Here is a 26399-nt window from a genome sequence, read left to right on the forward strand (position 1 = left end):
CGAAAACAGTCGTGATTCAGAAACGACTCGGGGCTGAATAAAACAGCCCCGGTCATTTAACGTTTTGCTTGAAGCATCAACCTACGCGGTAGTTCGGTGCTTCTTTGGTGATCTGCACGTCATGGACATGGGACTCAGCCATACCGGCGCCAGTGATGCGTACGAACTCCGGCTTGGTGCGCATCTCTTCGATGTTGGCGCTACCGGTGTAGCCCATGGAAGAACGCAGGCCACCCATCAGCTGATGGATGATGGCGGTCAAGGTGCCCTTGTACGGAACACGGCCTTCGATGCCTTCCGGAACCAGCTTCTCGGCACCCGCGGAGGAGTCCTGGAAGTAACGGTCGGAAGAACCCTGGGCCTGGGACATGGCGCCCAGCGAACCCATGCCGCGGTAAGCCTTGTAGGAACGCCCCTGGAACAGTTCGATTTCGCCTGGCGCTTCTTCGGTACCGGCGAACATCGAGCCCATCATCACCGCGGAAGCACCGGCGACGATGGCCTTGGACAGGTCACCGGAGAAGCGGATGCCGCCGTCGGCGATCAATGGAACACCGGTGCCTTCAAGGGCTGCGGCGACATTGGCGATGGCGCTGATTTGCGGTACGCCGACACCGGCGACGATACGGGTGGTGCAGATCGAGCCAGGGCCGATACCGACCTTGACTGCGTCGGCGCCGGCTGCGGCCAGGGCTTTGGCAGCGGCACCGGTGGCGATGTTGCCGCCGATCACCTGCACTTGCGGGTAGTTTTCCTTGACCCAGCGAACGCGGTCGATCACGCCCTTGGAATGACCGTGGGCGGTGTCGACCACCACCACGTCCACACCGGCGTTGACCAGGGCGGCCACGCGGTCGCCGGTGTCTTTACCGGTACCGACCGCAGCACCTACGCGCAGGCGACCTTGATCGTCCTTGCTGGCCAGCGGATAAGCCTTGGCTTTTTCGATGTCGTTGACGGTCATCATGCCCTTGAGGGCGAACTTGTCGTCGACGATCAGCACGCGCTCGATGCGGTGCTTGTGCAGCAGCTCGCGCACATCGTTCTTGTCGGCGCCTTCCTTGACCGTGACCAGACGCTCTTTAGGCGTCATCACTTCCCGGACACTGGCGTCCAGACGGTTTTCGAAACGCACGTCACGGGAAGTGACGATACCGACCAGGTCGCCATCGTGCAGTACCGGAACGCCGGAAATGTTGTGCATGCGGGTCAGTTCGAACAGGTCGCGCACCGTGGCGTCAGCCTCGATGGTGATCGGGTCTTTGACGACGCCGGCTTCGAACTTCTTGACCTTGCGGACTTCGGCAGCTTGCTGCTCGATGGTCATGTTCTTGTGGATGATGCCGATGCCACCTTCCTGAGCCATGGCGATTGCCAGACGGGCTTCAGTGACGGTGTCCATTGCGGCGGAAACCAGTGGAATATTCAGCTCGATGCCACGGGTGAGACGGGTCTTGAGACTGACTTCGTTAGGAAGAACCTCGGAATAACCGGGCACTAGGAGAATGTCGTCGAAGGTCAGAGCTTCTTGGCTGATACGCAGCATCGCGGGGGCTCCCGAGCGGGAAAATGGAAGCGCGCCATTATACTCAGACACCTACCCGGGCTCAATGTAAAAGTCTGTCTATTATCAACGGGGTGATGGATGGGAAATTTGCCGGAACGCAGCGCCTGTTTCGCGGGGCAAGCATTGCACCTGCCGGCGATGATCCCCCCTGGACCCGGCTGCCGAAATATCCTTACAACTCGACCTTCACCCAACTCACCGGCTGATCCAGCCATTCGGCGAACTCGTCGAGAAAGCTCTGCTTGAACCCGGCCTCGACCCAGTTGTTGAAGATGAAACCGAGGTTGGAAAACCCGCACTCCTGCAAGAACAGAAAACCGTTGATGTCATCTTCATGCCCACACTCGGGGCAGGTGAAGTTATCGGTGCGCCCGGGCATCCAGTCTTCCAGGCTCTCGAACAACGCCTCCCCCACTTCCTGGCGGCACTCGGCGCAACCTGCTTCCTCGAGAAACCCCTTGGCCGGGGTATAGATGCAGCGCTTGGTAATGATCTCCAGACCGTTGACCGGTTCGCCAAAGGGCAAGGCCTCCGGGTGCAGCACCACTTCGCGCGCGCCAGGAGCAATGGCGTGCGCCATGCGATTGCCGGTACGGCCACAGGTGCTCAAGGCTTCCTCGACGATGTTCTTGCGCACCAGCCAGCGCACGATCGCCCGGGCGCGGGGTTCGTGAACCGGCAAGGTGGAGATTTTCGGGACGATGATGCTTTGCGAGTTCATGGGTGGGGCCTGGAGCGTGTGAAGGGAAGTCTGCGTCGCCTGCTCGGACAGTACGCCTGCAAGCCGATACCTGACCAATAAGTATAGAAGTCGGCGTGCCAGGCAAATCCGCGGGCCCGCAGCTTAATCCCTGAACCCCACAGGTCAAGTGCTCAGGTAACGACCGATCAGGGCAATGCCGCTGGCCAGCACCAACCAGGTCACCAGCCGGACGAACGCCTCGCGGGACAACTTCATGGTCAGCCGCCGCCCCATCCACAAGCCCAGCACCATCGCCGGCAACAAGCACAACGCCAACAACAATAAAGGCAGCTGCGCATAAACCCCGGCAATGGCGAACAGGCTCAGGCGCACCACCGTGCTGCAACTGATCAACGCACTCTGGGTGGCCCGCGCCGCATCCTTGGGCAGGCGGCTGTTCAGATAGATCGCATATAAAAAGCCGCCACTGCCAAACAGCGCCCCGAACGTCCCTCCCACGGTCCCCATGGGAATCGCCCAGCCCGCCGCCAGCGCCTTGGGCCTTGCCTTGACCCACAGGCTGTACACCGCATAAGCGCTGATAAACAGCCCCATTAATAGCAGCAACAGGTCGGACTTGAGGTTGAGCAGGAAGATCGCCCCCAGGGTGCAGCCCAGCGCCATGCACGGCAGCAGGCGTACCAGCTCGGAGCGATCGACATCCCGTCGCGACGGCAAGAGATTGCCGAAGGCCGCGACAAAATCCAGCAGCACCAGCAGCGGGATTATCTTCGACAGTGGCATGAACAGGATCAGCACCGGCCCGGCCACTAGCGCCGTGCCGAACCCGGCAATACCAAACACTATATAAGCCAGGGCGATCCCCAGGCCGATCGCCAGCCAGCCACTCGTCCCCCACGACCACTGCCCCAACAACTCGACCATGCTCATCGATTCGCCATCCTCCTTTAATCAAGGAATGACTTTAGCCAGCCACAAGCCTTGCGACTAATATCATCAAAGCCATTAACCCATCTCAAAAAGGCATGACGAGTGATTTCAACCCGCCAACTGCGCTACTTCGTGGAGATTGTCGACAGCGGCAGTTTCAGCGCGGCCGCCGAACGCCTGTTCGTTGCCCAGTCCGCCCTCAGCCGACAGATCAAGGAACTGGAAACCCATCTCAAGACCCCGCTGTTCGAGCGCACCGCGCGCCTGCCCAGGCTGACAGCGGCGGGCGCGGCCTTCTACCCGCGCGCCCGCAACCTGCTCGACGAGCTGAACAAGGCCAGCGAACTGGCGGCCCAGGTCGGCCGTGGGCAACTGGGGACATTGCGCCTGAGCCACTCCAGCACGGTGTCCATGAGCGGCCGCTTGCTGCGGGCCATCAGCGGTTACCTGGAGCAGTGCCCGGGCGCCTCGATGGACATCGCCACCCTGTCTTCCGAAGCACAGTTGGAGGAAGTCGCCGAAGGCCGGCTGGATATCGGCCTGCTACGGCTGCCGGTACTGCGCCAGCGCGAGGGTGTGCAGATCACGCCGCTGTTCAGCGAGCGCCTGCTGCTGGCCGTGCCGCCAGGTCACTCTCTGGCATCAGCGCCTCCTGAGCAGGGCGTGGACCTGGCGCAACTGCGCGACGAAGCCTTTATCTCCATTCCCCATCCACAGCGTGGCGGCCTGAGTTACCTGTCGGCCGAGCTGTGCATGCGCCAGGGCTTTTTCCCCAAGGCGGCGCGGGTGCTGTCGCGCAAGACCACGCAGTTGCAGTTGATCCAGGCCGGATTCGGCATCGCCCTGCTGCCCGAATCGATGCAAGACATCGCCCCCGCCAACCTGCACTTCCTGCCCTTGGCAGACCCGGCCTGCCAGAGCACGGTCGCCCTCGCCTGTCGGCAGGACCCGACACCGCTGGTCAAGCAGTTCATCGAACACTTCCACGCCGCCCTCATGCCCTGACCGCCGGAGGAGTATTCAAGGCCAACAAAGGCATCGTCTCCTTTTGTTTCGATCCATGGAGATTGTTTGCCGAATGCCTTTAAACTGCGCCCCATGATTAAAGATCCCTTTGCAAGACTCGGCCTGGACCGCGAAGTCCTGACCGTCAGCCAGCTCAACGGCCGTGCGCGGGTGTTGCTGGAAGACGTGTTCAGCAACATCTGGGTCGAAGGCGAAATCTCCAACCTCGCCCGCCCGGCGTCCGGCCATGTGTATTTCACCCTCAAGGACAGCGGTGCCCAGGTGCGCTGCGCGCTGTTCCGGCAAAATGCCGCGCGGGTACGCCAGGCGCTGAAGGACGGCCTGGCGGTCAAGGTGCGCGGCAAGGTCTCGCTGTTCGAAGGCCGCGGCGACTATCAGCTGATCCTCGATACGGTCGAACCGGCCGGCGACGGCGCCCTGCGCCTGGCCTTCGATGCCCTGAAGGAAAAGCTCAGCGCCGAAGGCCTGTTCAGCACCGAACGCAAGGTGCCGCTGCCCGCCCATCCCCAGCGCATCGGCATTATCAGTTCGCCGACCGGGGCGGTGATTCGCGACATCATCAGTGTGTTCCGGCGCCGCGCGCCGCAGGTGGCCCTGACCCTGATCCCGACCGCCGTGCAAGGCCGCGAGGCGACTGCGCAGATCGTGCGTGCCCTGAAAATGGCCGATGCCCGGGGTTTCGACGCGCTGATCCTGGCCCGTGGCGGCGGTTCCCTGGAAGACCTCTGGTGCTTCAACGAAGAAGCCGTGGCCCGGGCGGTGGATGCCTGTGTCACACCAATCGTCAGCGCCGTGGGTCATGAAACCGACGTATCGATCAGCGACTTCGTCGCCGACGTGCGTGCACCGACGCCCTCGGCGGCGGCCGAATTGCTCGCGCCGGACTCCAGCGACCTGCAACACCGGGTCGAAAGCCTGCATCGACGCCTGGTGATGCGCATGCGCGATCGGCTGCTGCGCGAGCGCCTGCGCCTGGAAGGCATGGCCCGGCGCTTGCGCCACCCCGGCGAACGCCTGCGCCAGCAAGCGCAGCGTCTGGACGACCTGGACATGCGCATGCGCCGGGCGTTCGAGCGCAGCCTCAATACCCGCCGCGAACGCCTGATCCGCCTGGAAACCCGGCTCGCCGGCCAGCACCCCGGACGTCAACTGGCGCTGTTGCGGCAACGCCTCGACAGCCTGGCCGAACGCCTGCCACGGGCCATGCGCGAAGGCCTGAAATCCCGCCGCCTGCAACTGCAAAGCCAGATGCAGACCCTGCATGTGGTCAGCCCGCTGGCCACCCTGGGCCGTGGCTACAGCATCCTGCTGGACGAACGCGGCCAGGCCATTCGCAGCGCCGCACAGACCCAGCCGGGCCAGCGCCTCAAGGCCCGCCTTGGCGAAGGCGAACTGCAGGTCCGGGTCGAAGACAATCACCTGACGCCTGTCACCCTTTCTTTACTGGATTGATCCATGCCGCGCTTTCTGAGCTCCCTGCTGTTGCTGTGCCTGACCCTCGACGCCCACGCCGATAGCTACATCACGCGCCTGCTGAACAAACCGGTGCCCGGCGGCGTGGCAGTGATCGACCTGGGCAGCGCCGCCCAGGCGCCCAAGGCCAGCTACCAGGGAAAACCGCTGCTGGTGGTCAAGGAACAGAACAACTGGCTGGCGATTGTCGGCATTCCCCTGACCGTCAAGCCTGGCCCCCAGCAGATCAGTGCCGGCGGTCGCAGCCTGAACTTCAGCGTGGGCAGCAAGAAATACCCGGAACAGCACATCACGCTAAAGAACAAACGCCAGGTCAACCCCGATCCGGCCGACCTCAAGCGCATCGACGCCGAGTTGGCCGAGCAGGTCCGCGCCTACCGCAGCTTCAGCCCCAGCACCCCGAGCAACCTGTTGCTGGACAAACCGGTGAACGGCCCGCTGTCGAGCAAGTTCGGCGTGCGTCGCTTCTTCAATGGCGAGGAACGCAACCCACACGCCGGGCTGGACTTCGCGGTGCCCGCCGGCACGCCGATCAAGACGCCCGCGGCCGGCAAGGTGATCCTGATCGGCAATTACTTTTTCAACGGCAACACCGTATTCGTCGACCATGGCCAGGGCTTTATCAGCATGTTCTGCCATATGTCGAAGATCGACGTGAAGGTCGGCCAGCAACTGGCCCGCGGCGGTGTGGTCGGGAAAGTCGGCTCCACCGGACGCGCCACCGGGCCGCACATGCACTGGAACGTCAGCCTGAACGATGCCCGTGTCGATCCGGCGATCTTTATCGGTGCCTTCCAGCCCTGAGTCAGGGCTCCTGCCGGGGTTGCGCAGGTTCAAAAGTCTGCGCAATAAGATCGAGAAAGCCGCCAACCTCGCAGAATAAAATCTCGCAAAAATTCCGTTTTAAGAGATTTATCTCAATTTTTTTCGACTGCTTGCCATCTTTCACCCCAGTGGTTAGGGTTGAGGGCATGAAAACCTCTCACACCCTCATTCAGCGCCGCCAACACCGAAGCCTCTGCCTCGTCAGCGCACGACTGCCAGGTTGAGTCGCGGTACCTCGTCCCCTGCTTCAAACAACACACCCATTGATTCACCGGCAGGCCGCCTCTTTTCGGCCCGGACAATAAGGATTTCCCCATGAGCATGCTCAAAGACCCTTCCTCGAAGTACCGCGCGTTCCCGACCATCAACCTGCCGGACCGTACCTGGCCGTCGAAGACCATCACCCGCGCGCCGATCTGGTGCAGCTCCGACCTGCGTGATGGCAACCAGTCGTTGATCGAGCCGATGGATGCGGTGAAGAAGCTGCGTTTCTGGAAAACCCTGGTCGCCGTCGGTGTGAAAGAAATCGAGGCCTCCTTCCCGGCCGCTTCGCAGACCGACTTCGACTTCGTGCGCACCCTGATCGAAGGCGGCCATATCCCGGACGACACCACCATCCAGGTGCTGACCCAGGCCCGTGAAGACCTGATCGCCCGGACCTTCGAATCGTTGCGCGGGGCGAAGAAAGCCATCGTCCACCTGTACAACGCCACCAGCCCGTCGTTCCGCCGCATTGTCTTCAACCAGGACAAGGAAGGCGTGAAAGAGATCGCGGTGAACGCCGCCAAGCTGTTCGTCAAATACGCCGCCCAGCAGCCGGAAACCCAATGGCAGTTCGAATACTCGCCAGAGACCTTCAGCGCCACTGAGCTGGAGTTCGCCAAGGAAGTCTGCGACGCGGTGATCGAGGTCTGGAACCCGACGCCAGCCAACAAGGTGATCCTCAACCTGCCGGCCACCGTCGAAGTCGCCACGCCGAACATCTATGCCGACCAGATCGAATGGTTCGGCCGCCATATCAACCGTCGTGACAGTGTGATCATCAGCCTGCACACCCATAACGACCGTGGTACTGGCGTAGCCGCCACCGAGCTGGGCCTGATGGCCGGCGCCGACCGCGTCGAAGGCTGCCTGTTCGGCAACGGCGAACGTACCGGCAACGTCGACCTGGTCACCGTGGCCCTGAACCTCTACACCCAGGGCATCGATCCGGAACTGGACTTCTCCGATATCGACGGCGTGCGCAAAGTGGTCGAAGAGTGCAACCAGATCCCGGTGCACCCGCGTCATCCGTATGTCGGCGACCTGGTTCACACCGCCTTCTCCGGTTCGCACCAGGATGCTATCCGCAAGGGCTTCGCCCAGCAGAAATCCGATGCGCTGTGGGAAGTACCGTACTTGCCGATCGACCCGGCCGACATCGGCCGCAGCTACGAGGCGGTGATCCGCGTCAACAGCCAGTCGGGCAAAGGCGGTATCGCCTACCTGCTGGAGCAGGAATACGGCATCAGCTTGCCGCGCCGCATGCAGATCGAGTTCAGCCAGGTGGTACAGCGTGAAACCGATCGCCTGGGCCTGGAGATGACCGCCCAGCAGATCCACGCGCTGCTCCACAGCGAATACTTGCAGGCCAACACCCCGTACGCGCTGGTCAGCCATCGCCTGCAGGAAGAAAACGGCCACAGCGCCGTGGAAGTGGAAGTGTCCAGCAAGGGCCAGGGCGAGACCAACCTGCACTGGCGCGGCAAGGGCAACGGCGCCCTGGAAGCCCTGGTGGCCGGCTTGCCGGTTCCGGTGGAAATCATGGACTACAACGAGCACGCCATCGGCGCGGGTACCAACGCCAAGGCCGCTGCCTATATCGAACTGCGCGTGAACGGCGAGCGCGCGGTGCACGGTGTGGGTATCGATGAAAACATCACCACCGCCAGCTTCAAGGCCCTGTTCAGCGCGCTGAACCGCTCCCTGAGCCAGCTGGACGCCAAAGCCGCCTGACGGTTTTACGGCGACAAAAAAGCCCCGGATGATCCGGGGCTTTTTTATTGTGTATTCATTGCCCCACTCAGGCAGTGGTATTGATCCGCGCCGTCAGCGCCTGGAGCAAGGCCGCCTGCAACACCTGCAGGTTGTTGGCGGTGATCGCGATCTGCGCCTGCACCTCCAGGGCCTGTTGCGCCTTCTGCTCCTCGCTCGCCTGGCCCTTCTGCACGCTGGACAATTGCGACTGCTGCTCGGCCAGGGTCTTTTCGGTCTGGTCGATCTGCTTCTGCAACTGCGCGACGATATCAGCGGTGGACGAGCCGAGATCGGCCTGGGCGCCGTATTCCTGCATGTCGACACTCACCGACTCGCTGTCTTCGGCAACGCGCTTGTCCTGCACCTCGAGCGGGCTGGCCTGCTGCTCGGCGATGTTGAGCTTTTGCGGCGCGGCCCCCAGGGGGAATGGATTGATGCTCGCAGCACCGATAGTGGTCATGATGAACCTCCCTGAAAATCCTCTTACCCCTTAACGGCCCATCCCGACAGATCTTTAAGCCTGGGTGAACTCGAAGGTGTCGGCATCGAGGTAGGCGGGAAAGCGCGCGCGATAGGCAGCCAGGTCCGCGGCATTCAGGCAGATCTGGAATACCCCGTCGGCCTCACCGGCGCTGAGCAGGGTCTCGCCCTGGAAATCCAGTACCTGGCTATCCCCGGTGTAGGCAAACCCCTTGCCGTCGGTGCCGACCCGATTGACCGCCGCCACATAACACAGGTTTTCGATGGCCCTGGCCGGCAACAGGCGATTCCAGTGCTGACGCCGCGCCCCCGGCCAGTTGGCCGTGTACAGCAGCAAGTCGGTATCCCGCGCATCGCGGCTCCATACCGGAAAACGCAGGTCGTAACAGATCAGCGGCCTGACCCGCCACCCCTTGAGTTCGAACTGCACCTGGCGCTCGCCCGGCGAGTAATGATCGTGCTCGCCCGCCATGCGGAACAAATGACGTTTGTCGTAATGCCAGACCTCGCCGTCGGGACGAGCCCACAGCAGGCGGTTGCGGTGGCTACCGTCGGCGGCCTGGATAATCACACTGCCGGTGACCACCGCATCGAGCCTGGCGGCCTGGCTGCGCAGCCACTTGCTGGTCGGACCGTTTTCCGCCTCGGCGAGGGTTTCGGACTCCATGGAAAATCCGGTGGTGAACATTTCCGGCAGGATAATCAGGTCGGCGCCCCGGGCCTGTTCGAGCAACAGTTCGAAATGCTCGAGATTGGCCTGGCGGTCGTGCCAGACCAGGGAGGTCTGGATCAGCGCCACATTCAGATTGGGCAAAGCACTCAGATCACGCATAGTTTCTCCGCTGCCTGACGCAGCGTCTCCTCACGTTTGGCAAAGCATAGCCTCACCAGACGCTGCCCTTGCGGTGGCTCGCGGTAGAACACCGACACCGGAATGGTCGCGACGCCGTGCTCGCGGGTCATCCAGATCGCCATCTCGACGTCATTCAGGTCCGGGCGGATCTGCGAGTAATCCACCAGTTGGAAGTAAGTACCGGCCACCCGGGTAAAGCTGAACCGCGAAGCCCCCAGCAGGTCGCAGAACAGGTCGCGCTTGGCCTGATAAAAATCGGGAAGCTCTTCGACATGTTCCGGGTGTTCGGCCATGTAGTCCGCCAGAGCGTACTGCAAAGGGGTCACGCCGCAGAAGCTGACATATTGATGCACCTTGCGCAGCTCGGCGCTCAAGGCCGGAGGAGCAACCACGTAGCCGGTTTTCCAGCCGGTCACGTGATAGGTCTTGCCGAAGGAACTGACCACGAATGCCCGCCGGTACAGCTCCTCATGGGCCAGCACGCTGACGTGGGGGATGCCGTCGAACACCAGGTGCTCGTACACTTCGTCGCTGACCAGGTAGATATCCCGGTCGCGAATCAGCGCCGCCAACTGGTCCAGCTCCGCCCGACTGATCAGCGCCCCGCTGGGGTTGTGCGGCGCATTGAGAATGATCATCCGCGTACGCGGGCTCAGCGCCTCGCCAAGCCTCTGCCAATCGATGGCGAAATTGTTCAGGCCCAGTTGCACGTGCACACAACGCCCACCGGCCAGCTCCACCGAAGGCTCATAGCTGTCATAGCAAGGATCGAAGACGATCACTTCATCACCGGCCTGGATCACCGCCTGGATGGCACAGAAGATCGCCTGGGTGGCGCCCGGAGTAATGGTCACCTCGGTGTCGGCATTCACCTGCACGCCATAACTGCGGGCGATCTTGGCCGCCACTTGCTGGCGCAAGGCCGGCAGGCCGGTCATCGGTGCGTATTGGTTGTGGCCGCTGGCGATATGCCGGGCGACGGCATCGCGCAGGGCCTGCGGGCCATCGAAATCGGGAAACCCCTGGGACAGGTTCAGCGCTCCGGTTTCCACCGCGAGCTGCGACATTTGCGTGAAGATGGTGGTGCCGACATTCGGCAGCTTACTGGTGATCATGGGTGATTCCCTGCTGAACACCCGGCTCTACGACGGCACGGGGAGGTCCCGAGAATAGCCCAAACCACAGACATGAAAAAGGGCGCCAAAGGCGCCCTTTTTCCAAGGTAAATCCTGTAGGAAGTAGCTTACCGGCGAAGCGTTGAACCAGATCCAGGGCTTCGCCGGCAAGCCGGTTCCCGCAGCGAGTCTCAGCGCTTGTCCTTGCGCTTCTTCTCGGCCTTCTTGTGGTGGGTCATCAAGCGACGCTTCTTGTTGACCTGACGGTCGGTCAGCGTGTTCTTGTTGCCTTCGTACGGGTTCTCACCACCCTTGAATTCGATGCGGATCGGCGTGCCAACCAGCTTCAGAACACGCCGGTAGGTGTTTTCCAGGTAGCGCACATAAGACTTCGGCACCTTCTCCACCTGGTTACCGTGGATCACGATCAGCGGCGGGTTGGCCCCACCCAGGTGGGCATAACGCAGCTTGATGCGACGGTTGTTGACCATCGGTGGCGCGTGCTCGCTCACGGCGTCCTCGAGAATCTGCGTCAGGCGGCTGGTCGGCCAGCGGGTCACCGCGGACTTGAAGGAGTTCTGCACCGACTGATAGAGGTTGCCCACGCCAGTACCGTGCAATGCCGAAATGAAGTGGATGTCGGCGAAGTCGACGAAGAACAGCCGACGCTCCAGCTCGGTCTTCACATAGTCACGCTCGCGCGGATCCATGCCATCCCATTTGTTCAGGGCGATGACCAAGGCCCGACCTGCTTCCAGGGCGAAGCCCAACAGGTTCAGGTCGTGGTCCACCACGCCTTCGCGGGCGTCCATGACGAAGATCACCACGTTGGCGTCCTTGATCGCCTGCAGGGTTTTGACCACCGAGAACTTTTCGACTTCCTCGTGGATCTTGCCGCGCTTGCGCACACCGGCGGTGTCGATCAGCGTGTACTTCTCTTCGTTACGCTCGAAGGGAATGTAGATACTGTCGCGGGTGGTACCGGGCTGGTCGTAGACGATGACCCGGTCCTCGCCGAGCATGCGGTTGACCAGGGTGGACTTGCCCACGTTCGGCCGGCCGATGATGGCGATCTTGATCCCGTCTTTTTCGCTCGGGCCTGGAATGCGCTTGGCTTCCTCGCCTTCGGCTACGACTTCTTCCTCACCCTCTTCCGGCTCGTCCGCGTCGTCTTTCGGAAACTCGCGCAGGGCGATTTCCAGCATCTGCGTGATACCGCGGCCGTGAGCACCGGCGATCGGGATCGCGTCGCCCATGCCCAGCGGGGCGAACTCGGCACGCGCCATGTCAGGGTCGATATTGTCGACCTTGTTGGCAATCACGTAAGAGGTCTTGTTACGTTTGCGCAGGTGCTCGCCGATCATCTGGTCGGCCGCGGTGAAACCGGCCTTGGCGTCTACCAGGAACAGGACGACATCGGCTTCTTCGATGGCCAGCAACGACTGCTCGGCCATCTTTTCGTCCATGCCATGCTCGTCACCGGAGATACCGCCGGTGTCGATCAGAATGTAGGTACGCCCTTGCCACTTGGCCTCACCGTATTGGCGATCACGGGTCAGACCGGACAGGTCGCCGACAATGGCGTCGCGAGTCCGAGTCAGGCGGTTGAACAAGGTGGACTTGCCGACGTTCGGTCGGCCCACCAGGGCGATTACGGGAACCATGCGGCTCTCCACTGCGTTAATTCAGAAAATACAAAAGCCGCTGCGAGGCAGCGGCTGGTGCTCGGGGCAGCACATGGCGTGCTGCGAACCTTGCCGGGGCAAGGCCGCTTGGGGATCAACCCCAAGCATAGTCAAACCATTACTTGATGGTCAGGGCTTCCAGTTTGCCGCTGTTGCCATACACATAAATCATGTTGCCCACCACCAGCGGACGCGCACGCAGACCATCGCTGTCGATACGCTCACGGCCAACGAAGCGACCGTCCACCTGGCTCAGCAGGTGCAGGTAACCTTCCAGGTCACCGACCGCCACGTAGCTGGAGAAGACTTCCGGGGCCGACAGTTGACGGCGGGCCAGCGAGTCGTTGCTCCACAGTGCAGTGGTGGAACGCTCGTCGACGCTTTCGACTGTGCCGGAAGACAGGCTCACATAGACGCTGCCGAAACCTTGAGCGACACCCGCATAGCTGGAAGCATCGCGCTGCCAGAGCGGACGACCGCTTTCCAGGTCCAGCGCCGCTACGCGACCCTGGTAGCTGGCGACATACAGGGTGCCGCCGGACAACAGCAGGCCACCGTCGATGTCGACCACACGATCCAGTTCGGAACGGCCTTGCGGAATGGCCACGCGCTGTTCCCACACCGGCACGCCGTTGCGGATATCCAGGGCCACCACTTTACCGGTCGACAGACCGGCGACCGCCAGGCGGTTGGTGGTGATTGGCGCGCTGGTGCCACGCAGGGTCAGTACCGCCGGGGTGCTGTCATAGACCCACATCTGGTTGCCGGTGGCGGCGTCGAGGCCGATCACACGGTCATCCTGGGTCTGGACCACAACCACATCGCCATTGGTGGACGGAGGAGCCAGTACTTCACTGGTCACCCGCGCGCGCCACTTCTCTTCGCCGCTCGAAGCATCCAGAGCGACTACTTCACCCTTGAGGGTACCGATCATGACCAGGCCGTAGCCCACGCCAACGGCACCGGACACAGGCAACTCCAGGTCCTGTTTCCACTTGACGTCGCCGTTCATGCGATCCAGCGCCTCTACCACGCCAGTGACGTCGGCGGCGTAGATGGTGCTGCCGTCGATCGCCGGAACCAGCATGTTGTAGGTTTCGCCCTGGCCGTCACCGACCGAACGGCTCCACTGTTTCTGCAAGACCACTTCTTCTTTGAAGTCGACCAGTTCGGCAGGTGGCAATTCTTTCTTGCTGTTGCTGCTGCAACCCGCGGCCAGAACGGCCAGAGCCAGCAATGCTGCATGTTTCCAACGGATCACGTCACGCATCCCCTTTGGCCAGGTCGTCCAGCTTGATTTGTAGGCCACCGACTGCCGCTTCATCGGACAGCGCGGCCTTGGCTTTTTCGTACGCTGCATGGGCTTCGTCGGTACGGCCCAACTGGACCAGCAGGTCGCCCTTGAGCTCTTCGCGAGTGGCCAGGAATGCCTTGTCGGCATCGCCTTCGAGCAGCTTCAGTGCTTCGTCGGCCTTGTTCTGCGCCGCCAGGACCTGGGCCAGGCGCTGGCGGGCGATCTCACCCAGCGTCGGGTTGGCCGGCTTGTCGGCGATAGCCTTGAGTTCGGTCGCTGCGTCGTCCAGCTTGCCGGTATCGACCGCCACCTTGGCGACGAACAGGCTGCCGTATTGCGCGTAGGCAGTACCACCGAACTCGCTGTTGAGCTTGCCGGCCAGGTCTGCGACACGGGCTGCATCCGGCTTGCCATCAGGCGTCAGCGTGGTCTCCAGCAATTGCTGATAGAGCATCGAGGCGCCTTGCGACTGATTGCTCTGATACTTGTGCCAGGCCTGCCAGCCGAACACGATGACCAGCGCCAACAGGCCGCCGGTGACCAGGGGTTTGCCGTTACGCTGCCACCAGTCCTTCAAATCCGCCAGCTGTTCATCTTCGGTACTCGACACCCCAATACTCCTTATTCGCTAAATCGGCTGTTTGACAGCTTCAACCCTGCACGACGCAGGTGGCCAGGTGTGCAGCGAGCGCATCCCAGGCAATGCTTTGTTGTTCGCCCTGGCCACGCAGGGGTTTGAAACCTACCACTTGCTGGGCCAGTTCGTCGTCACCGAGGATCAGTGCGTACAACGCACCGCTCTTGTCGGCCTTCTTGAACTGGCTCTTGAAGCTACCGGCGCCGGCGTTGATCTGCAGGCGCAGGTTCGGCAGTTGATCACGAACACGTTCACTCAGCGCCAGTGCGGCCAGTTCGGCGGCCTCCCCGAAGGCGCAGAGGTAAACGTCGACCTGGCGCGAGATTTCTTCCGGGATCTGCTCCAGGGTTTCCAGCAGCAGTACCAGACGCTCGATCCCCATGGCAAAACCGACACCCGGGGTCGGCTTGCCGCCCATCTGCTCGACCAGGCCGTCGTAACGGCCGCCGGCACAAACGGTGCCCTGGGCGCCGAGCTTGTCGGTGACCCATTCGAAAACGGTCTTGCTGTAGTAGTCCAGCCCGCGCACCAGCTTCGGGTTGATCACATAAGGGATACCGGCGGCATCCAGACGGGCCTTGAGGCCTTCGAAGTGCACGCGGGACTCTTCGTCCAGGTAGTCGGCCAGCTTCGGCGCGTCCACCAGTACGGCTTGAGTGTCCGGGTTCTTGGTGTCGAGCACGCGCAGCGGGTTGGTTTTCAGGCGGCGCTGGCTGTCTTCGTCCAGGCTGTCCATGCGCGCCGAGAGGAACGTCACCAGCGCATCGCGATAACGTGCACGGGCTTCGGCGGTCCCCAGGCTGTTCAGTTCGAGCTTGACCGCATCACGGATGCCCAGCTCGCCCCACAGGCGCCAGGTCAGCACGATCAGTTCGGCGTCGATGTCCGGACCGTCGAGGTTGAAGACCTCGCAACCGATCTGGTGGAACTGGCGATAACGGCCTTTCTGCGGACGCTCGTGACGGAACATCGGGCCGATGTACCAGAGTTTCTGCACCTGGCCACCGCCGGTGATGCCATGCTCGAGCACAGCGCGCACGCACGCCGCGGTGCCTTCCGGACGCAGGGTCAGGGAGTCGCCGTTGCGGTCGTCGAAGGTGTACATCTCTTTTTCGACGATGTCGGTCACTTCACCGATGGAACGCTTGAACAACTCGGTGAACTCGACGATCGGCATACGGATCTGCTTGTAACCGTAGTTATCCAGCAAACGTGCGACGGTGCCCTCGAAATAGCGCCACAGGGGCGTCTGCTCGGGCAGGATGTCGTTCATGCCACGAATGGCTTGCAGAGACTTGCTCACTATAAATCCTTAAATTCGTTCGGCTCTTCAGTCGGGCTCAGCCGCGCGCGATCAGCGCTGCATCGGCTTCGACCTTTTCGGCCGCCTTCTCGCGGATCAGCTTTTCCAGTTGATCCACAAGATTGTCATTCGTCAGTTTCTGCGACGGCTTGCCGTCGATGTAAATCAGGTTCGGCGTCCCGCCGGTCAGGCCGATATGCGCCTCTTTGGCTTCTCCCGGACCGTTGACCACACAACCGATGACCGCCACGTCCAGCGGCACCAGCAGATCCTCGAGACGCCCTTCCAGTTCGTTCATGGTCTTGACCACATCGAAGTTCTGCCGCGAGCAGCTCGGGCAGGCGATGAAGTTGATGCCACGGGAACGCAGATGCAGGGACTTGAGAATGTCGTAGCCGACTTTCACTTCTTCGACCGGGTCGGCCGCCAACGAGATGCGAATAGTATCGCCAATCCCTTCGGCCAGCAGCATACCGAGGCCCACGGCGGATTTCACCGTGCCTGAACGCAAACCGCCGGCTTCGGTGATACCCAGGTGCAGCGGCTGGATGATTTCCTTGGCCAGCAGACGGTAGGCCTCGACGGCCATGAACACGTCGGAGGCTTTCACGCTGACCTTGAAGTCCTTGAAATTCAGGCGCTCGAGGTGCTCGACGTGACGCAGGGCAGACTCCACCAATGCAGCCGGGGTGGGCTCGCCATATTTCTTCTGCAGGTCCTTTTCCAGGGAACCGGCGTTGACGCCGATACGGATCGGGATCCCGCGATCCCGGGCCGCGTCCACCACCGCACGCACGCGGTCTTCACGACCGATGTTGCCGGGGTTGATCCGCAGGCAGTCGACGCCCAGTTCGGCCACGCGCAAGGCGATCTTGTAGTCGAAGTGGATGTCGGCAACCAGCGGCACCTTGACCTGCTGCTTGATACGGCCGAAGGCTTCGGCCGCGTCCATGTCCGGTACGGAAACCCGCACGATATCGACGCCGGCGGCTTCCAGACGATTGATCTGGGCCACAGTGGCCGCCACATCGTTGGTGTCGCTGTTGGTCATGCTCTGCACGGCAATGGGGGCATCGCCACCCACGGGTACCGAGCCGACCCAGATCTTGCGGGACTCGCGACGTTTGATTGGAGATTCGCCGTGCATGACTTATTGACCTAACTTCAGGCGAGCAGTCTCGCCACTGGTGAACGGAGCCACATCGACCGCTTGTCCGTTGTAGCTGACCTGTGCGCCACGGGCATAACCCAGGCGCACGGCAAATGGCGGCTTGCCGGAAACATCGGCGGTCTCGCCCTTGCGCTTCAGGCCACTCAACAGCACTTTACCGCTGCCATCGGTGATCTGGGTCCAGCAATCGGCTGTGAACTGGATCTGTACCTGACCCGCGCCGGCTACAGGCGCGGCGACAGGGGCAGTTGGAGCTGCCGGGGCAACTGGAGTAGTCGCTGCCGCGACCGCAGGCACTACAGGGGCAGGCGCGACCGGAGCGCTCGACGCGGGTGCTGCCGGTGCCACAACTGCGGGTGCCGGAGCAACTGGAGCAACAGGTGCGGCAGCCGGAACGCTTGGCACAGGGGCTGTAGAATCCGCCTGGGTCGGGCCTGGAGCCGGGGCTTCAGGCAGGGCCAGGGCGGTTTCGCCCTCGGTCTGACCTTCCACGACCGCCTGGTCTTCCGGCTCGTCGATCGGATGAATCTGCGTGGTGCCGTCGGCCCCTTCGACTTCGACATGTTCCTGATTGAGGCCAACCACTTCCTTGGTGCGTACCGAGGTCTGATCCTGCCACCAGATAAAGCCGCCGCCGATCACCGCGATCAGCAGCAACAGGCTGACGATGCGCAAAATGGTGTGGGAAACCCGTACCGGCTCTTCGATACGGCCCAGGCTGTGCACATTGCTGCCCTGGGAATCGGTGCCCGTGTATTGGTCGAAGGCCTGGACCAGAACGGCCTGGTCCATCCCCAGCAACTTGGCATAGGCACGAATATAACCACGGGCGAAGGTATGCCCCGGCAGCTTGTCGAAAGCACCGGCTTCCAGGTTGCTCAACGAGCTGGCGGTCAGATTGAGCTTGAGGGCCACTTCAGCCAGCGACCAACCATTGCTTTCGCGGGCCTGGCGCAGGGTCTCACCGGGGTTGACGCGAGTCGCTGCTAGAACTTCGGGATGCGCCGCTTTCATCATTGCTCCGACAGGTATTGCTGATATTCCGGCGTACCGGGATAGAGTCGTTTTAATTGCAGGCCATAACTGGCGGCCTTGTCGCGATCTTCGAACACCGTTGCCAGCCGAACGCCGAGCAATAGACTACGTGCATTTTGCTCGCTAAGCAGGCTAAAACGATCGTAATAGTCGCGCGCGGGCACATAATGCCTGTCTTCGAAGGACAACTCAGCCATTTCCAGCAACGCACGCGGCTGCTGGCGGTTCAGGCGCAGGGCTTTTTCCAGGTGTTGCCGGGCCAGGTCCCGGTCACCCAGCATCACGGCGGTCATGCCAAGGTTCTCGAACACTCGGGATCGCTCGGGGTACAGGGTATCAGCAGCCGCCTGTTCAAAGCGCTGATAAGCATCCTTGTAACGTTTTTCTTCAAAGAGAAAGCTGCCGTAGTTGTTCAGGATACGGGCATCGGAGGGACGCGCAGCCAGGGCCTTGCGGTAATGCTGGTCAGCCAGCTCGGGTTCCATTTCAGCCTGGAACACCAGCGCCAGGGCGGCATTGGCGTCAGCGTCGGACTCATCCAGTTCCAGGGCTTTTTTCAGCGGCACTTTCGCCCGCTCGGTCATGCCTTGCTGCAGATACCCCAGGCCCAGCTGGACATAGGCCTCACGCGCCTCGTCCCGCCCCTTGCTTGTCTTCATCGGGTTGAAATCCCCCGAAAGAACACAGCCAGCCGACAGGCTGACAAAAAGCAGAAGCAGCGCGACGCGCAAGGTCATGGAGATCCTCTCTCAGGTACGGTTCGCAGCGCTTTGCGGCATATCGGCGTCGGCGCTCAACTCGCGCACGGCGATATAACGTTCGCTACGACGGGTGCGATCCAGCACCTGCCCGACCAGTTGGCCACAGGCCGCATCGATGTCTTCGCCGCGCGTGGTGCGCACGGTGACGTTGAAGCCTGCGTGATGCAGTTGATCCTGGAACCGGCGAATGGCGTTGTTGCTCGGCCGCTCGTAACCGGAATGCGGGAACGGGTTGAACGGGATCAGGTTGATCTTGCAAGGAATGTCCTTGAGCAACGCGATCATCTCGACAGCGTGTTCAACCTTATCATTGACGTCCTTGAGCAGCGTGTACTCAATCGTCAGCACACGTTTCTCGCCCAGCGACGACATGTAGCGCTGGCAGGATTCGAGCAGCATTTTCAGCGGGTACTTCTTGTTGATCGGTACCAGCTGGTTGCGCAGCGCATCGTTCGGTGCGTGCAGGGACAACGCCAGGGAGACGTCGATGTGCTTGGCCAGCTCATCGATCATCGGTACCACGCCGGAGGTCGACAGGGTCACGCGGCGCTTGGAGATGCCGTAGCCCAGGTCGTCCATCATCAGGTGCATGGCCGAGATGACGTTGTCGAAGTTCAACAGCGGCTCACCCATGCCCATCATCACCACGTTGGTGATGGCACGGTCGACGGTCGCCGGGACGCTGCCAAAGGATTTGTTGGCAATCCACACCTGGCCGATGACTTCGGCGGCGGTGAGGTTGCTATTGAAGCCTTGCTTGCCGGTGGAGCAGAAGCTGCAGTCCAGGGCACAGCCTGCCTGGGACGAAACGCACAAGGTGCCGCGTTTGCCCTGGGGAATGTAAACGGTCTCGACGCAGCTGCCGGACGCCACGCGCACCACCCACTTGCGGGTGCCGTCGCTGGAGATGTCCTCGCTGACCACTTCCGGACCACGAATTTCGGCAACGGCCTTGAGCTTTTCGCGCAAGGCCTTGCCGACGTTCGTCATGGCGTCGAAATCATCGACGCCAAAGTGGTGAATCCATTTCATTACCTGACCGGCACGGAAACGCTTCTCCCCGATTGAGTCGAAGAATTTTTCCATTTCCGGTTGAGTCAGACCCAACAGGTTAGTTTTGCCAGTCGATGTAGTCATGGTTTCACCTTCACTCACGGGCCTTTGGCTTAGCGAGTGGTCACTTCGGTGGAAGCGAAGAAGTAAGCGATTTCGCGTGCAGCAGCGGCTTCGGAGTCCGAACCGTGAACGGCGTTGGCGTCGATGGATTCAGCGAAGTCAGCGCGGATAGTGCCGGCAGCAGCTTCTTTAGGGTTGGTAGCGCCCATCAGCTCACGGTTCAGAGCGATAGCGTTCTCGCCTTCCAGCACCTGAACGACAACCGGACCGGAAGTCATGAAAGCAACCAGTTCGCCGAAGAAACCACGAGCACTGTGCTCAGCGTAGAAGCCTTCAGCTTCGGCTTTCGACAGTTGCTTCATTTTCGAAGCTACAACGCGCAGGCCAGCTTTTTCGAAACGGGTAATGATCTCGCCGATGACGTTTTTTGCAACAGCGTCAGGCTTGATGATGGAGAAAGTACGTTGAACAGCCATGGTGTAACTCCAGAAACGGTGATTAAAGCGAAAAATTAAACCCGCGAATTATACGCGGGTTTATAGGGATTGCCTAACTGCGTACGGGACAGACTCAGTCTGCTTCTTCGATCCAGGCGGCCTGAATGGCTTCAAGAACCTTCTCGCCACCGCGAGCCGGATCGTCGCTGAATTCCGGCAGCGCCAGAACCCATTGGTGCAGATCGACAAAGTTTACGTACCGCGGATCCACATCCGGCTTGGACTCAGCCAGCTGGATCGCGATTTCCAGCACATCAACCCATTTCAGACTCATGAGGATTCCTTGAATCAGTGCGGCGCTTCGGCCGCATGGTTGAGCGAGTATTTCGGAATTTCGACGGTCAGGTCTTCCTCGCCGACGATCGCCTGACAGGATAGACGCGATTGCGCCTCCAGGCCCCAGGCCTTGTCCAGCAGGTCTTCTTCCAGCTCGTCGGCTTCGTTCAGCGAGTCGAAACCCTCGCGAATGATGCAGTGGCAGGTGGTGCAGGCACAGACGCCGCCGCAGGCGCTCTCGATCTCGATGTGGTTGTCATGCGCCACTTCGAGAATCGAGGTACCCGGTGCAGCCTCTACAACCAGGCCCTCCGGGCAAAACACGGCGTGTGGCAGAAAAATGATCTGCGGCATCAGTTATTCCTCGATTTCATTCAGGTTGCGCCCCGCCAGAGCGGCTTTCACCGTCGAGTCCAGGCGGCGGGCAGCAAAAGCATCGGTCACTTGCGACAGACGCTTGGTCTGCTGCTCGATGGCATAACCATCGGTGCCACGCATCAATTCACTCAATTCCTGCATCTGCAGCTCGATGACCATGCGCTCTTCGGCATCCAGCAGACGCTCGCCGTCCACCTCCAGAGCCCCCTGCACCGCTTCGATCAGGCGCTGGGCATCGACCTGCTGCTCGCGCAGCACGCGGGCGACCTTGTCGTCGCTGGCGTACTGGAAGGAATCCTTGAGCATCCTGGCGATTTCGCCGTCGGTCAGGCCGTAGGATGGCTTGACCTGGATGCTGGCTTCGACGCCCGAGCCCAGCTCGCGAGCGGACACGCTCAGCAGACCGTCGGCATCGACCTGGAAGGTCACGCGGATCTTCGCCGCACCGGCGACCATGGCCGGAATGCCGCGCAACTCGAAACGCGCCAGGGAGCGGCAGTCGCTGATCAGCTCGCGTTCGCCCTGCAATACATGAATCATCATGGCCGACTGGCCATCTTTGTAAGTGGTGAAGTCCTGGGCACGGGCGACCGGAATGGTGGTATTGCGTGGAATCACCTTCTCCATCAGCCCACCCATGGTTTCCAACCCCAGGGACAGTGGAATCACATCAAGCAGCAGCAGTTCGCCACCATCGCGTTTGTTGCCGGCCAGGGTATCGGCCTGGATCGCAGCACCAATGGCCACCACCTGATCCGGGTCGATTTCGGTCAGGGGCTGGCGACCGAACATTTCGGCGACGGCTTCGCGAACCCGTGGAACGCGGGTCGAACCACCGACCATGACCACCGCCTGGACATCTTCCAGCTCGACATTGGAATCACGCACGGCGCGACGGCAAGCCTTGAGGCTGCGCGCCACCATCGGCTCGATCAGGGCATCGAAGGCTTCGCGGGTCAGCAGCGCCGACCAGGCGCCATAGGTCACGTCGACCGATGGGGCACTGGTGAGCGCTTCCTTGGCGGCGCAGGCGATTTGCAACAGATTGCGCTGCTTACCCGGATCGAGATCGGCGGACAAGCCGGCGTTCTCGATGATCCAGCCTGCAATTGCATGATCGAAATCGTCGCCGCCCAGGGCGCTGTCGCCACCGGTGGCCAGCACTTCGAAGACGCCGCCGGTCAGGCGCAGAATGGAAATATCGAAGGTCCCGCCTCCCAGGTCATAAATGGCCACCACGCCTTCGGCATGCTGGTCCAGACCATAGGCCACGGCCGCCGCAGTTGGCTCGTTGAGCAGACGCAACACGTTGAGACCGGCCAGCTTGGCCGCATCCTTGGTTGCTTGACGCTGCGCATCGTCGAAATAGGCCGGAACGGTGATCACCGCCCCCACCAGCTCACCACCCAGGGTCGACTCGGCGCGCTGGCGCAATACCTTGAGGATGTCGGCGGAGACCTCCACCGGGCTTTTCGGGCCCTGGATGGTGTCGATGAACGGCATGTGCGACTCGCCGTCGACGAAACGGTACGGCAGCTGCTCGCCCAACTGCTTGACGTCGGACAGACCACGCCCCATCAAGCGCTTGACCGACAGCACAGTGTTCAGGGGATCGGCAGACGCCGCCAGCCTGGCGGACTCGCCCACCTCGACACGGTCGGCGTGATAACGCACGGCAGACGGCAGGATGACCTGCCCGTTGGCGTCGGCCAGTGGCTCGGAAAGACCACTGCGCAAGGCAGCGACCAGCGAATTGGTAGTACCCAAGTCGATCCCCACAGCCAGGCGACGCTGGTGCGGTTGAGGACTTTGGCCGGGTTCGGCGATCTGCAGTAGGGCCATGTTTATCTGGACTTATCTGTATATCAGGCGTGCGACCGGAGCGGCACTGGGTTAATCGTCGAGGCGCTCTTCTAACTGGCGCACTTCGTAGGTGAGCTTGTCGAGGAACTGCATGCGCCGCATCAGGCGTTCGGCCTGTTCGCGTTGCGCAGCATCATCCCAACAGGCTGCGAAGCTTTCGTTCAATTCATCCTGGGCCACTTTCAGGCGGCGCTTGAAGACTGCAATACCGGCCAGGTCGGCCTCGTCCTGCAGATCCTCGAGCTCTTCGCGCCACTGCATCTGCTGCAGAAGGAACTCCGGATCGTGCACCGTGACCTCCAGCGGCAGCTCATGGCCGCTCATGGCGAGCAGGTATCGCGCGCGCTTGGGAGGGCTCTTGAGGGTCTGGTAGGCCTCGTTGAGGCTGGCGGATTGCTCCAGCGCCAGCCGCTGCTCACGCTCGGAAGCATCAGCGAAGCGGTCCGGATGAACGGCACGCGCCAACTCACGGTAGCGCGTGGCTAGCTGCTCGAGATCCAGGCGGAAGCTCGGTTTCAGCTCAAATAAAGCGAAATGACAAGGAGTACCCACGAGCAGCCTCAGATGTTGAAGCTTTCGCCGCAGCCACATTCACCGCGCACGTTGGGGTTGTTGAACTTGAAGCCCTCGTTCAACCCTTCCTTGACGAAGTCCAGTTCGGTGCCATCCAGGTAGGTCAGGCTTTTCGGATCAATGATCACTTTCTCGCCATGACTCTCGAACACCTGATCGTCTTCACCGATCTCGTCGACGAACTCCAGGACATAGGCAAGGCCGGAACAGCCCGTGGTGCGAACACCCAGACGAATCCCATCACCTTTGCCGCGCCCGTTGAGGGAGCGCCGCACGTGTTGAGCAGCCGCTTCTGTCATGCTGATAGCCATCGTGACTCCTTACTTTTCGCTCAATCTGTGAAAGCTGATCCGCTAAATCAGATCAGGCCTTTCTTCTGCTTGTAGTCGCGAACGGCAGCCTTGATGGCGTCTTCGGCGAGTACCGAGCAGTGGATTTTCACTGGCGGCAGGGCCAGCTCTTCAGCCAGCTGAGTGTTCTTGATGGTCTCGGCTTCATCCAGAGTCTTGCCCTTCATCCACTCGGTAGCCAGGGAGCTGGAGGCGATAGCCGAACCGCAACCGTAGGTCTTGAACTTGGCGTCTTCGATGATGCCCTGCTCGTTGACCTTGATCTGCAGGCGCATCACGTCGCCGCACGCCGGAGCGCCGACCATGCCGGTGCCGACATCAGGATCTTCCGCGTTCATCTTGCCGACGTTGCGCGGGTTCTCGTAGTGGTCGATGACCTTTTCGCTGTAAGCCATGATTCTTAATCCTCACTCATCAGGGCCGCTCTTGAGCCCCTGTAGTTACGCCTGCGTCAGTCGCCGCGTCGCTACAGGAGCTGTACCTGGCGGCTTCTATATTTAGTGTGCCGCCCACTCGATCTTCGAGATATCGACGCCGTCTTTGTACATGTCCCACAGCGGCGACAGAGCGCGCAGCTTGGTCACGGCCTCGCAGACTTTCTGCGCGGCATAATCGATTTCTTCTTCGGTGGTGAAGCGGCCGAAGGTGAAGCGGATCGAGCTGTGTGCCAGTTCGTCGTTGCGGCCCAGGGCGCGCAGCACGTACGAAGGCTCCAGCGAAGCCGAGGTGCAGGCCGAACCGGAGGAAACCGCCAGGTCCTTGAGCGCCATGATCAGCGACTCGCCTTCGACGTAGTTGAAGCTCAGGTTCAGGTTGTGCGGTACACGAGCCGTCATGCTGCCGTTGATGTACAGCTCTTCCAGGTGCTCGACCTGCTTGTAGAAGCGGTCGCTCAACGCCTTGATGCGCAGGTTTTCGGCAGCCATGTCTTCCTTGGCTACACGGAAAGCTTCGCCCATGCCAACGATCTGGTGGGTGGCCAGGGTGCCGGAACGCATGCCGCGCTCGTGACCGCCGCCGTGCATGGTCGCCTCGAGGCGAACCCGCGGCTTGCGGCTGACGTACAGTGCACCGATGCCCTTAGGACCGTAGGTCTTGTGGGCAGAGAAGGACATCAGGTCGACTTTCAGCGCCTGCAGGTCGATGTCGACCTTGCCGGTGGACTGAGCCGCGTCGACGTGGAACAGAATGCCTTTGGAACGAGTCAGCTCGCCGATGGCGGCGATGTCGTTGATGGTGCCGATTTCGTTGTTCACGTGCATGATCGACACCAGGATGGTGTCGTCGCGCAGGGCGGCTTCGACCATGGCTGGCGTGATCAGGCCGTCTTCGCCTGGCTCGATGTAAGTGACTTCGAAGCCTTCACGCTCAAGTTGACGCATGGTGTCCAGGACAGCCTTGTGCTCGATCTTCGAGGTGACCAGGTGCTTGCCCTTGGTGTGGTAGAAATGCGCGACGCCCTTGATTGCCAGGTTGTCGGACTCGGTGGCACCGGAGGTCCAGACGATTTCACGCGGGTCGGCGTTGACCAGGTCAGCCACTTGGCGACGGGCATTTTCCACCGACTCTTCGGCCTTCCAGCCGAACACGTGGGAGCGGGACGCCGGGTTACCGAAGTTTCCGTCGACCAGCAGGCATTCACTCATCTTTTGCGCGACACGCGGATCAACCGGGGTGGTCGCTGAGTAATCAAGGTAAATCGGCAATTTCATGGACTCTCTCCTAAATCAGGCTGGCTGGCGTGCCGCTAGCTCTTTGGCTGTCATTCGACGGCGGACGCTTCAATCTTGTCCAGGTGCTGCGCCTTGCCATTACAGCGGCGCTGATCCTGACGCTGGGCTACTTCTTGCACCTCACGGCGAGTCACAAGGTCAGCCAAGCTGATACCGCTCAGAAATTCGTGAATCTGCAGGCTCAGATCGCACCACAGGTGGTGGGTCAGACAGGTGTCGCCGGAATGGCAATCGCCCTGGCCCTGGCATTTGGTTGCATCGACCGACTCGTTCACCGCATCGATCACCTGGGCCACCTGAATGCCTTGCATGTCACGCGACAGCTGGTAGCCACCGCCTGGACCACGCACGCTGGACACCAGATTGCTGCGGCGCAGCTTGGCGAAGAGCTGTTCGAGATAGGACAGGGAGATGCCTTGGCGCTCAGAGATATCGGCCAGGGACACCGGCCCATGTTGCGCGTGCAACGCCAGGTCAAGCATGGCAGTTACCGCGTATCGGCCTTTTGTAGTCAGTCGCATGGACAAGTACCACGGAGTGTTTCGGGATGGGAGCGAGTATGCAATTCCCGAGTAATTAAGTCAACTATAAGACCTACTACTTTAGTCAGGTTTACCCGCAAAAGAGCGCGCGAATCATAGCAAAGTCTGCGAGGTAATGGCACGCCCTGGATTTGACGGGTGACTGATGGGTCGCCCGCGCCCTTTCGGGCGTTATCGCGAGCAAGCTCGCTCCCACA

The 26399-nt window shown here is 61.3% G+C and carries 27 protein-coding genes; 4 read left to right on the plus strand and 23 right to left on the minus strand.

Annotated elements, in window-relative coordinates; genetic code table 11:
* Positions 1-76 precede the first annotated feature (76 nt).
* From guaB to IF690_RS23770, 3 genes are all read right to left on the minus strand, one after another.
* Complete coding sequence (guaB, locus tag IF690_RS23760) at positions 77-1546, minus strand: IMP dehydrogenase (protein WP_009050626.1); 1470 nt, start codon at positions 1544-1546, stop codon at positions 77-79.
* A 193-nt stretch (positions 1547-1739) separates the two neighbouring features.
* Positions 1740-2288 carry a sugar ABC transporter ATPase gene (locus IF690_RS23765; RefSeq protein ID WP_202697618.1) on the minus strand — a complete coding sequence of 183 codons (549 nt, stop codon included), beginning with the start codon at positions 2286-2288 and terminating at the stop codon, positions 1740-1742.
* Between the two features lie 144 nt (positions 2289-2432).
* A complete protein-coding gene (locus tag IF690_RS23770; protein ID WP_202697619.1) occupies positions 2433-3200 on the minus strand; it encodes a sulfite exporter TauE/SafE family protein in 768 nt (255 codons plus the stop codon).
* Between the two features lie 102 nt (positions 3201-3302).
* On the opposite strand from IF690_RS23770, the gene IF690_RS23775 reads away from it, so the two are divergent.
* From IF690_RS23775 to leuA, 4 genes are all read left to right on the plus strand, one after another.
* Positions 3303-4205 carry a LysR family transcriptional regulator gene (locus IF690_RS23775; RefSeq protein ID WP_202697620.1) on the plus strand — a complete coding sequence of 301 codons (903 nt, stop codon included), beginning with the start codon at positions 3303-3305 and terminating at the stop codon, positions 4203-4205.
* A gap of 93 nt (positions 4206-4298) precedes the next feature.
* Positions 4299-5678 (plus strand): exodeoxyribonuclease VII large subunit, encoded by a 1380-nt coding sequence (gene xseA / locus IF690_RS23780; RefSeq protein ID WP_202697621.1) that lies wholly within the window; start codon positions 4299-4301, stop codon positions 5676-5678.
* 3 nt (positions 5679-5681) lie between these two features.
* Positions 5682-6503 carry a peptidoglycan DD-metalloendopeptidase family protein gene (locus IF690_RS23785; RefSeq protein ID WP_202697622.1) on the plus strand — a complete coding sequence of 274 codons (822 nt, stop codon included), beginning with the start codon at positions 5682-5684 and terminating at the stop codon, positions 6501-6503.
* Between the two features lie 336 nt (positions 6504-6839).
* Positions 6840-8519, plus strand: a complete 1680-nt coding sequence (gene leuA, locus IF690_RS23790) for a 2-isopropylmalate synthase (protein WP_009050632.1) — start codon at positions 6840-6842, stop codon at positions 8517-8519.
* Positions 8520-8586: 67 nt separating this feature from the next.
* Here leuA and IF690_RS23795 read toward each other — a convergent pair whose 3' ends face one another.
* The 20 genes from IF690_RS23795 to iscR all read right to left on the minus strand — a co-directional run bounded on the left by IF690_RS23795 (position 8587) and on the right by iscR (position 26181).
* Positions 8587-9000, minus strand: a complete 414-nt coding sequence (locus IF690_RS23795; RefSeq protein WP_202697623.1) for a hypothetical protein — start codon at positions 8998-9000, stop codon at positions 8587-8589.
* A 54-nt stretch (positions 9001-9054) separates the two neighbouring features.
* A complete protein-coding gene (locus IF690_RS23800) occupies positions 9055-9852 on the minus strand; it encodes an amidohydrolase (protein WP_202697624.1) in 798 nt (265 codons plus the stop codon).
* Entirely contained in the window at positions 9840-10988 is a 1149-nt protein-coding gene (locus tag IF690_RS23805; protein ID WP_202697625.1) for a pyridoxal phosphate-dependent aminotransferase, read from the minus strand. Before IF690_RS23805 ends, IF690_RS23800 begins: the two co-directional genes overlap by 13 nt.
* A gap of 191 nt (positions 10989-11179) precedes the next feature.
* Complete coding sequence (gene der / locus IF690_RS23810; RefSeq protein ID WP_007929542.1) at positions 11180-12652, minus strand: ribosome biogenesis GTPase Der; 1473 nt, start codon at positions 12650-12652, stop codon at positions 11180-11182.
* Positions 12653-12791: 139 nt separating this feature from the next.
* Positions 12792-13943, minus strand: a complete 1152-nt coding sequence (gene bamB, locus IF690_RS23815; protein WP_009050636.1) for an outer membrane protein assembly factor BamB — start codon at positions 13941-13943, stop codon at positions 12792-12794.
* Entirely contained in the window at positions 13936-14577 is a 642-nt protein-coding gene (locus tag IF690_RS23820; protein ID WP_202697626.1) for a tetratricopeptide repeat protein, read from the minus strand. Before IF690_RS23820 ends, bamB begins: the two co-directional genes overlap by 8 nt.
* 40 nt (positions 14578-14617) lie before the next feature.
* Complete coding sequence (hisS, locus tag IF690_RS23825) at positions 14618-15907, minus strand: histidine--tRNA ligase (protein ID WP_009050637.1); 1290 nt, start codon at positions 15905-15907, stop codon at positions 14618-14620.
* Positions 15908-15944: 37 nt separating this feature from the next.
* On the minus strand, positions 15945-17054 hold the full coding sequence (gene ispG / locus IF690_RS23830; protein WP_007929536.1) for a flavodoxin-dependent (E)-4-hydroxy-3-methylbut-2-enyl-diphosphate synthase: 1110 nt from the start codon (positions 17052-17054) through the stop codon (positions 15945-15947).
* 3 nt (positions 17055-17057) lie between these two features.
* Entirely contained in the window at positions 17058-18092 is a 1035-nt protein-coding gene (locus IF690_RS23835; protein WP_202697627.1) for a RodZ domain-containing protein, read from the minus strand.
* Positions 18092-18850 carry a type IV pilus biogenesis/stability protein PilW gene (gene pilW / locus IF690_RS23840; RefSeq protein WP_202697628.1) on the minus strand — a complete coding sequence of 253 codons (759 nt, stop codon included), beginning with the start codon at positions 18848-18850 and terminating at the stop codon, positions 18092-18094. The genes IF690_RS23835 and pilW overlap by 1 nt, the downstream gene beginning before the upstream one ends.
* 12 nt (positions 18851-18862) lie before the next feature.
* Complete coding sequence (rlmN, locus tag IF690_RS23845; protein WP_007929531.1) at positions 18863-20011, minus strand: dual-specificity RNA methyltransferase RlmN; 1149 nt, start codon at positions 20009-20011, stop codon at positions 18863-18865.
* Between the two features lie 29 nt (positions 20012-20040).
* Positions 20041-20466 carry a nucleoside-diphosphate kinase gene (gene ndk, locus IF690_RS23850; protein WP_202697629.1) on the minus strand — a complete coding sequence of 142 codons (426 nt, stop codon included), beginning with the start codon at positions 20464-20466 and terminating at the stop codon, positions 20041-20043.
* Between the two features lie 94 nt (positions 20467-20560).
* The gene (gene iscX, locus IF690_RS23855; protein WP_007929528.1) at positions 20561-20761 is read right to left on the minus strand and encodes a Fe-S cluster assembly protein IscX; all 201 of its coding nucleotides are present in this window, start codon (positions 20759-20761) and stop codon (positions 20561-20563) included.
* A gap of 14 nt (positions 20762-20775) precedes the next feature.
* Positions 20776-21117, minus strand: a complete 342-nt coding sequence (fdx, locus tag IF690_RS23860; RefSeq protein ID WP_202697630.1) for an ISC system 2Fe-2S type ferredoxin — start codon at positions 21115-21117, stop codon at positions 20776-20778.
* 3 nt (positions 21118-21120) lie between these two features.
* On the minus strand, positions 21121-22983 hold the full coding sequence (gene hscA / locus IF690_RS23865; protein ID WP_202697631.1) for a Fe-S protein assembly chaperone HscA: 1863 nt from the start codon (positions 22981-22983) through the stop codon (positions 21121-21123).
* Between the two features lie 51 nt (positions 22984-23034).
* Positions 23035-23556: a co-chaperone HscB gene (hscB, locus tag IF690_RS23870; protein WP_202701700.1), complete on the minus strand. Its 522-nt coding sequence runs from the start codon at positions 23554-23556 to the stop codon at positions 23035-23037.
* Between the two features lie 8 nt (positions 23557-23564).
* On the minus strand, positions 23565-23888 hold the full coding sequence (iscA, locus tag IF690_RS23875; RefSeq protein WP_007929524.1) for an iron-sulfur cluster assembly protein IscA: 324 nt from the start codon (positions 23886-23888) through the stop codon (positions 23565-23567).
* A gap of 47 nt (positions 23889-23935) precedes the next feature.
* A complete protein-coding gene (iscU, locus tag IF690_RS23880; RefSeq protein ID WP_007929523.1) occupies positions 23936-24322 on the minus strand; it encodes a Fe-S cluster assembly scaffold IscU in 387 nt (128 codons plus the stop codon).
* A gap of 102 nt (positions 24323-24424) precedes the next feature.
* Positions 24425-25639, minus strand: a complete 1215-nt coding sequence (locus tag IF690_RS23885) for an IscS subfamily cysteine desulfurase (RefSeq protein ID WP_023967169.1) — start codon at positions 25637-25639, stop codon at positions 24425-24427.
* 50 nt (positions 25640-25689) lie between these two features.
* On the minus strand, positions 25690-26181 hold the full coding sequence (iscR, locus tag IF690_RS23890) for a Fe-S cluster assembly transcriptional regulator IscR (RefSeq protein ID WP_009045442.1): 492 nt from the start codon (positions 26179-26181) through the stop codon (positions 25690-25692).
* Between the last annotated feature and the right edge of the window lie 218 nt (positions 26182-26399).

It is taken from the genome of Pseudomonas sp. SK3(2021) (assembly GCF_016772375.1).
Classification (GTDB): Bacteria; Pseudomonadota; Gammaproteobacteria; order Pseudomonadales; family Pseudomonadaceae; genus Aquipseudomonas; species Aquipseudomonas chlororaphis_I.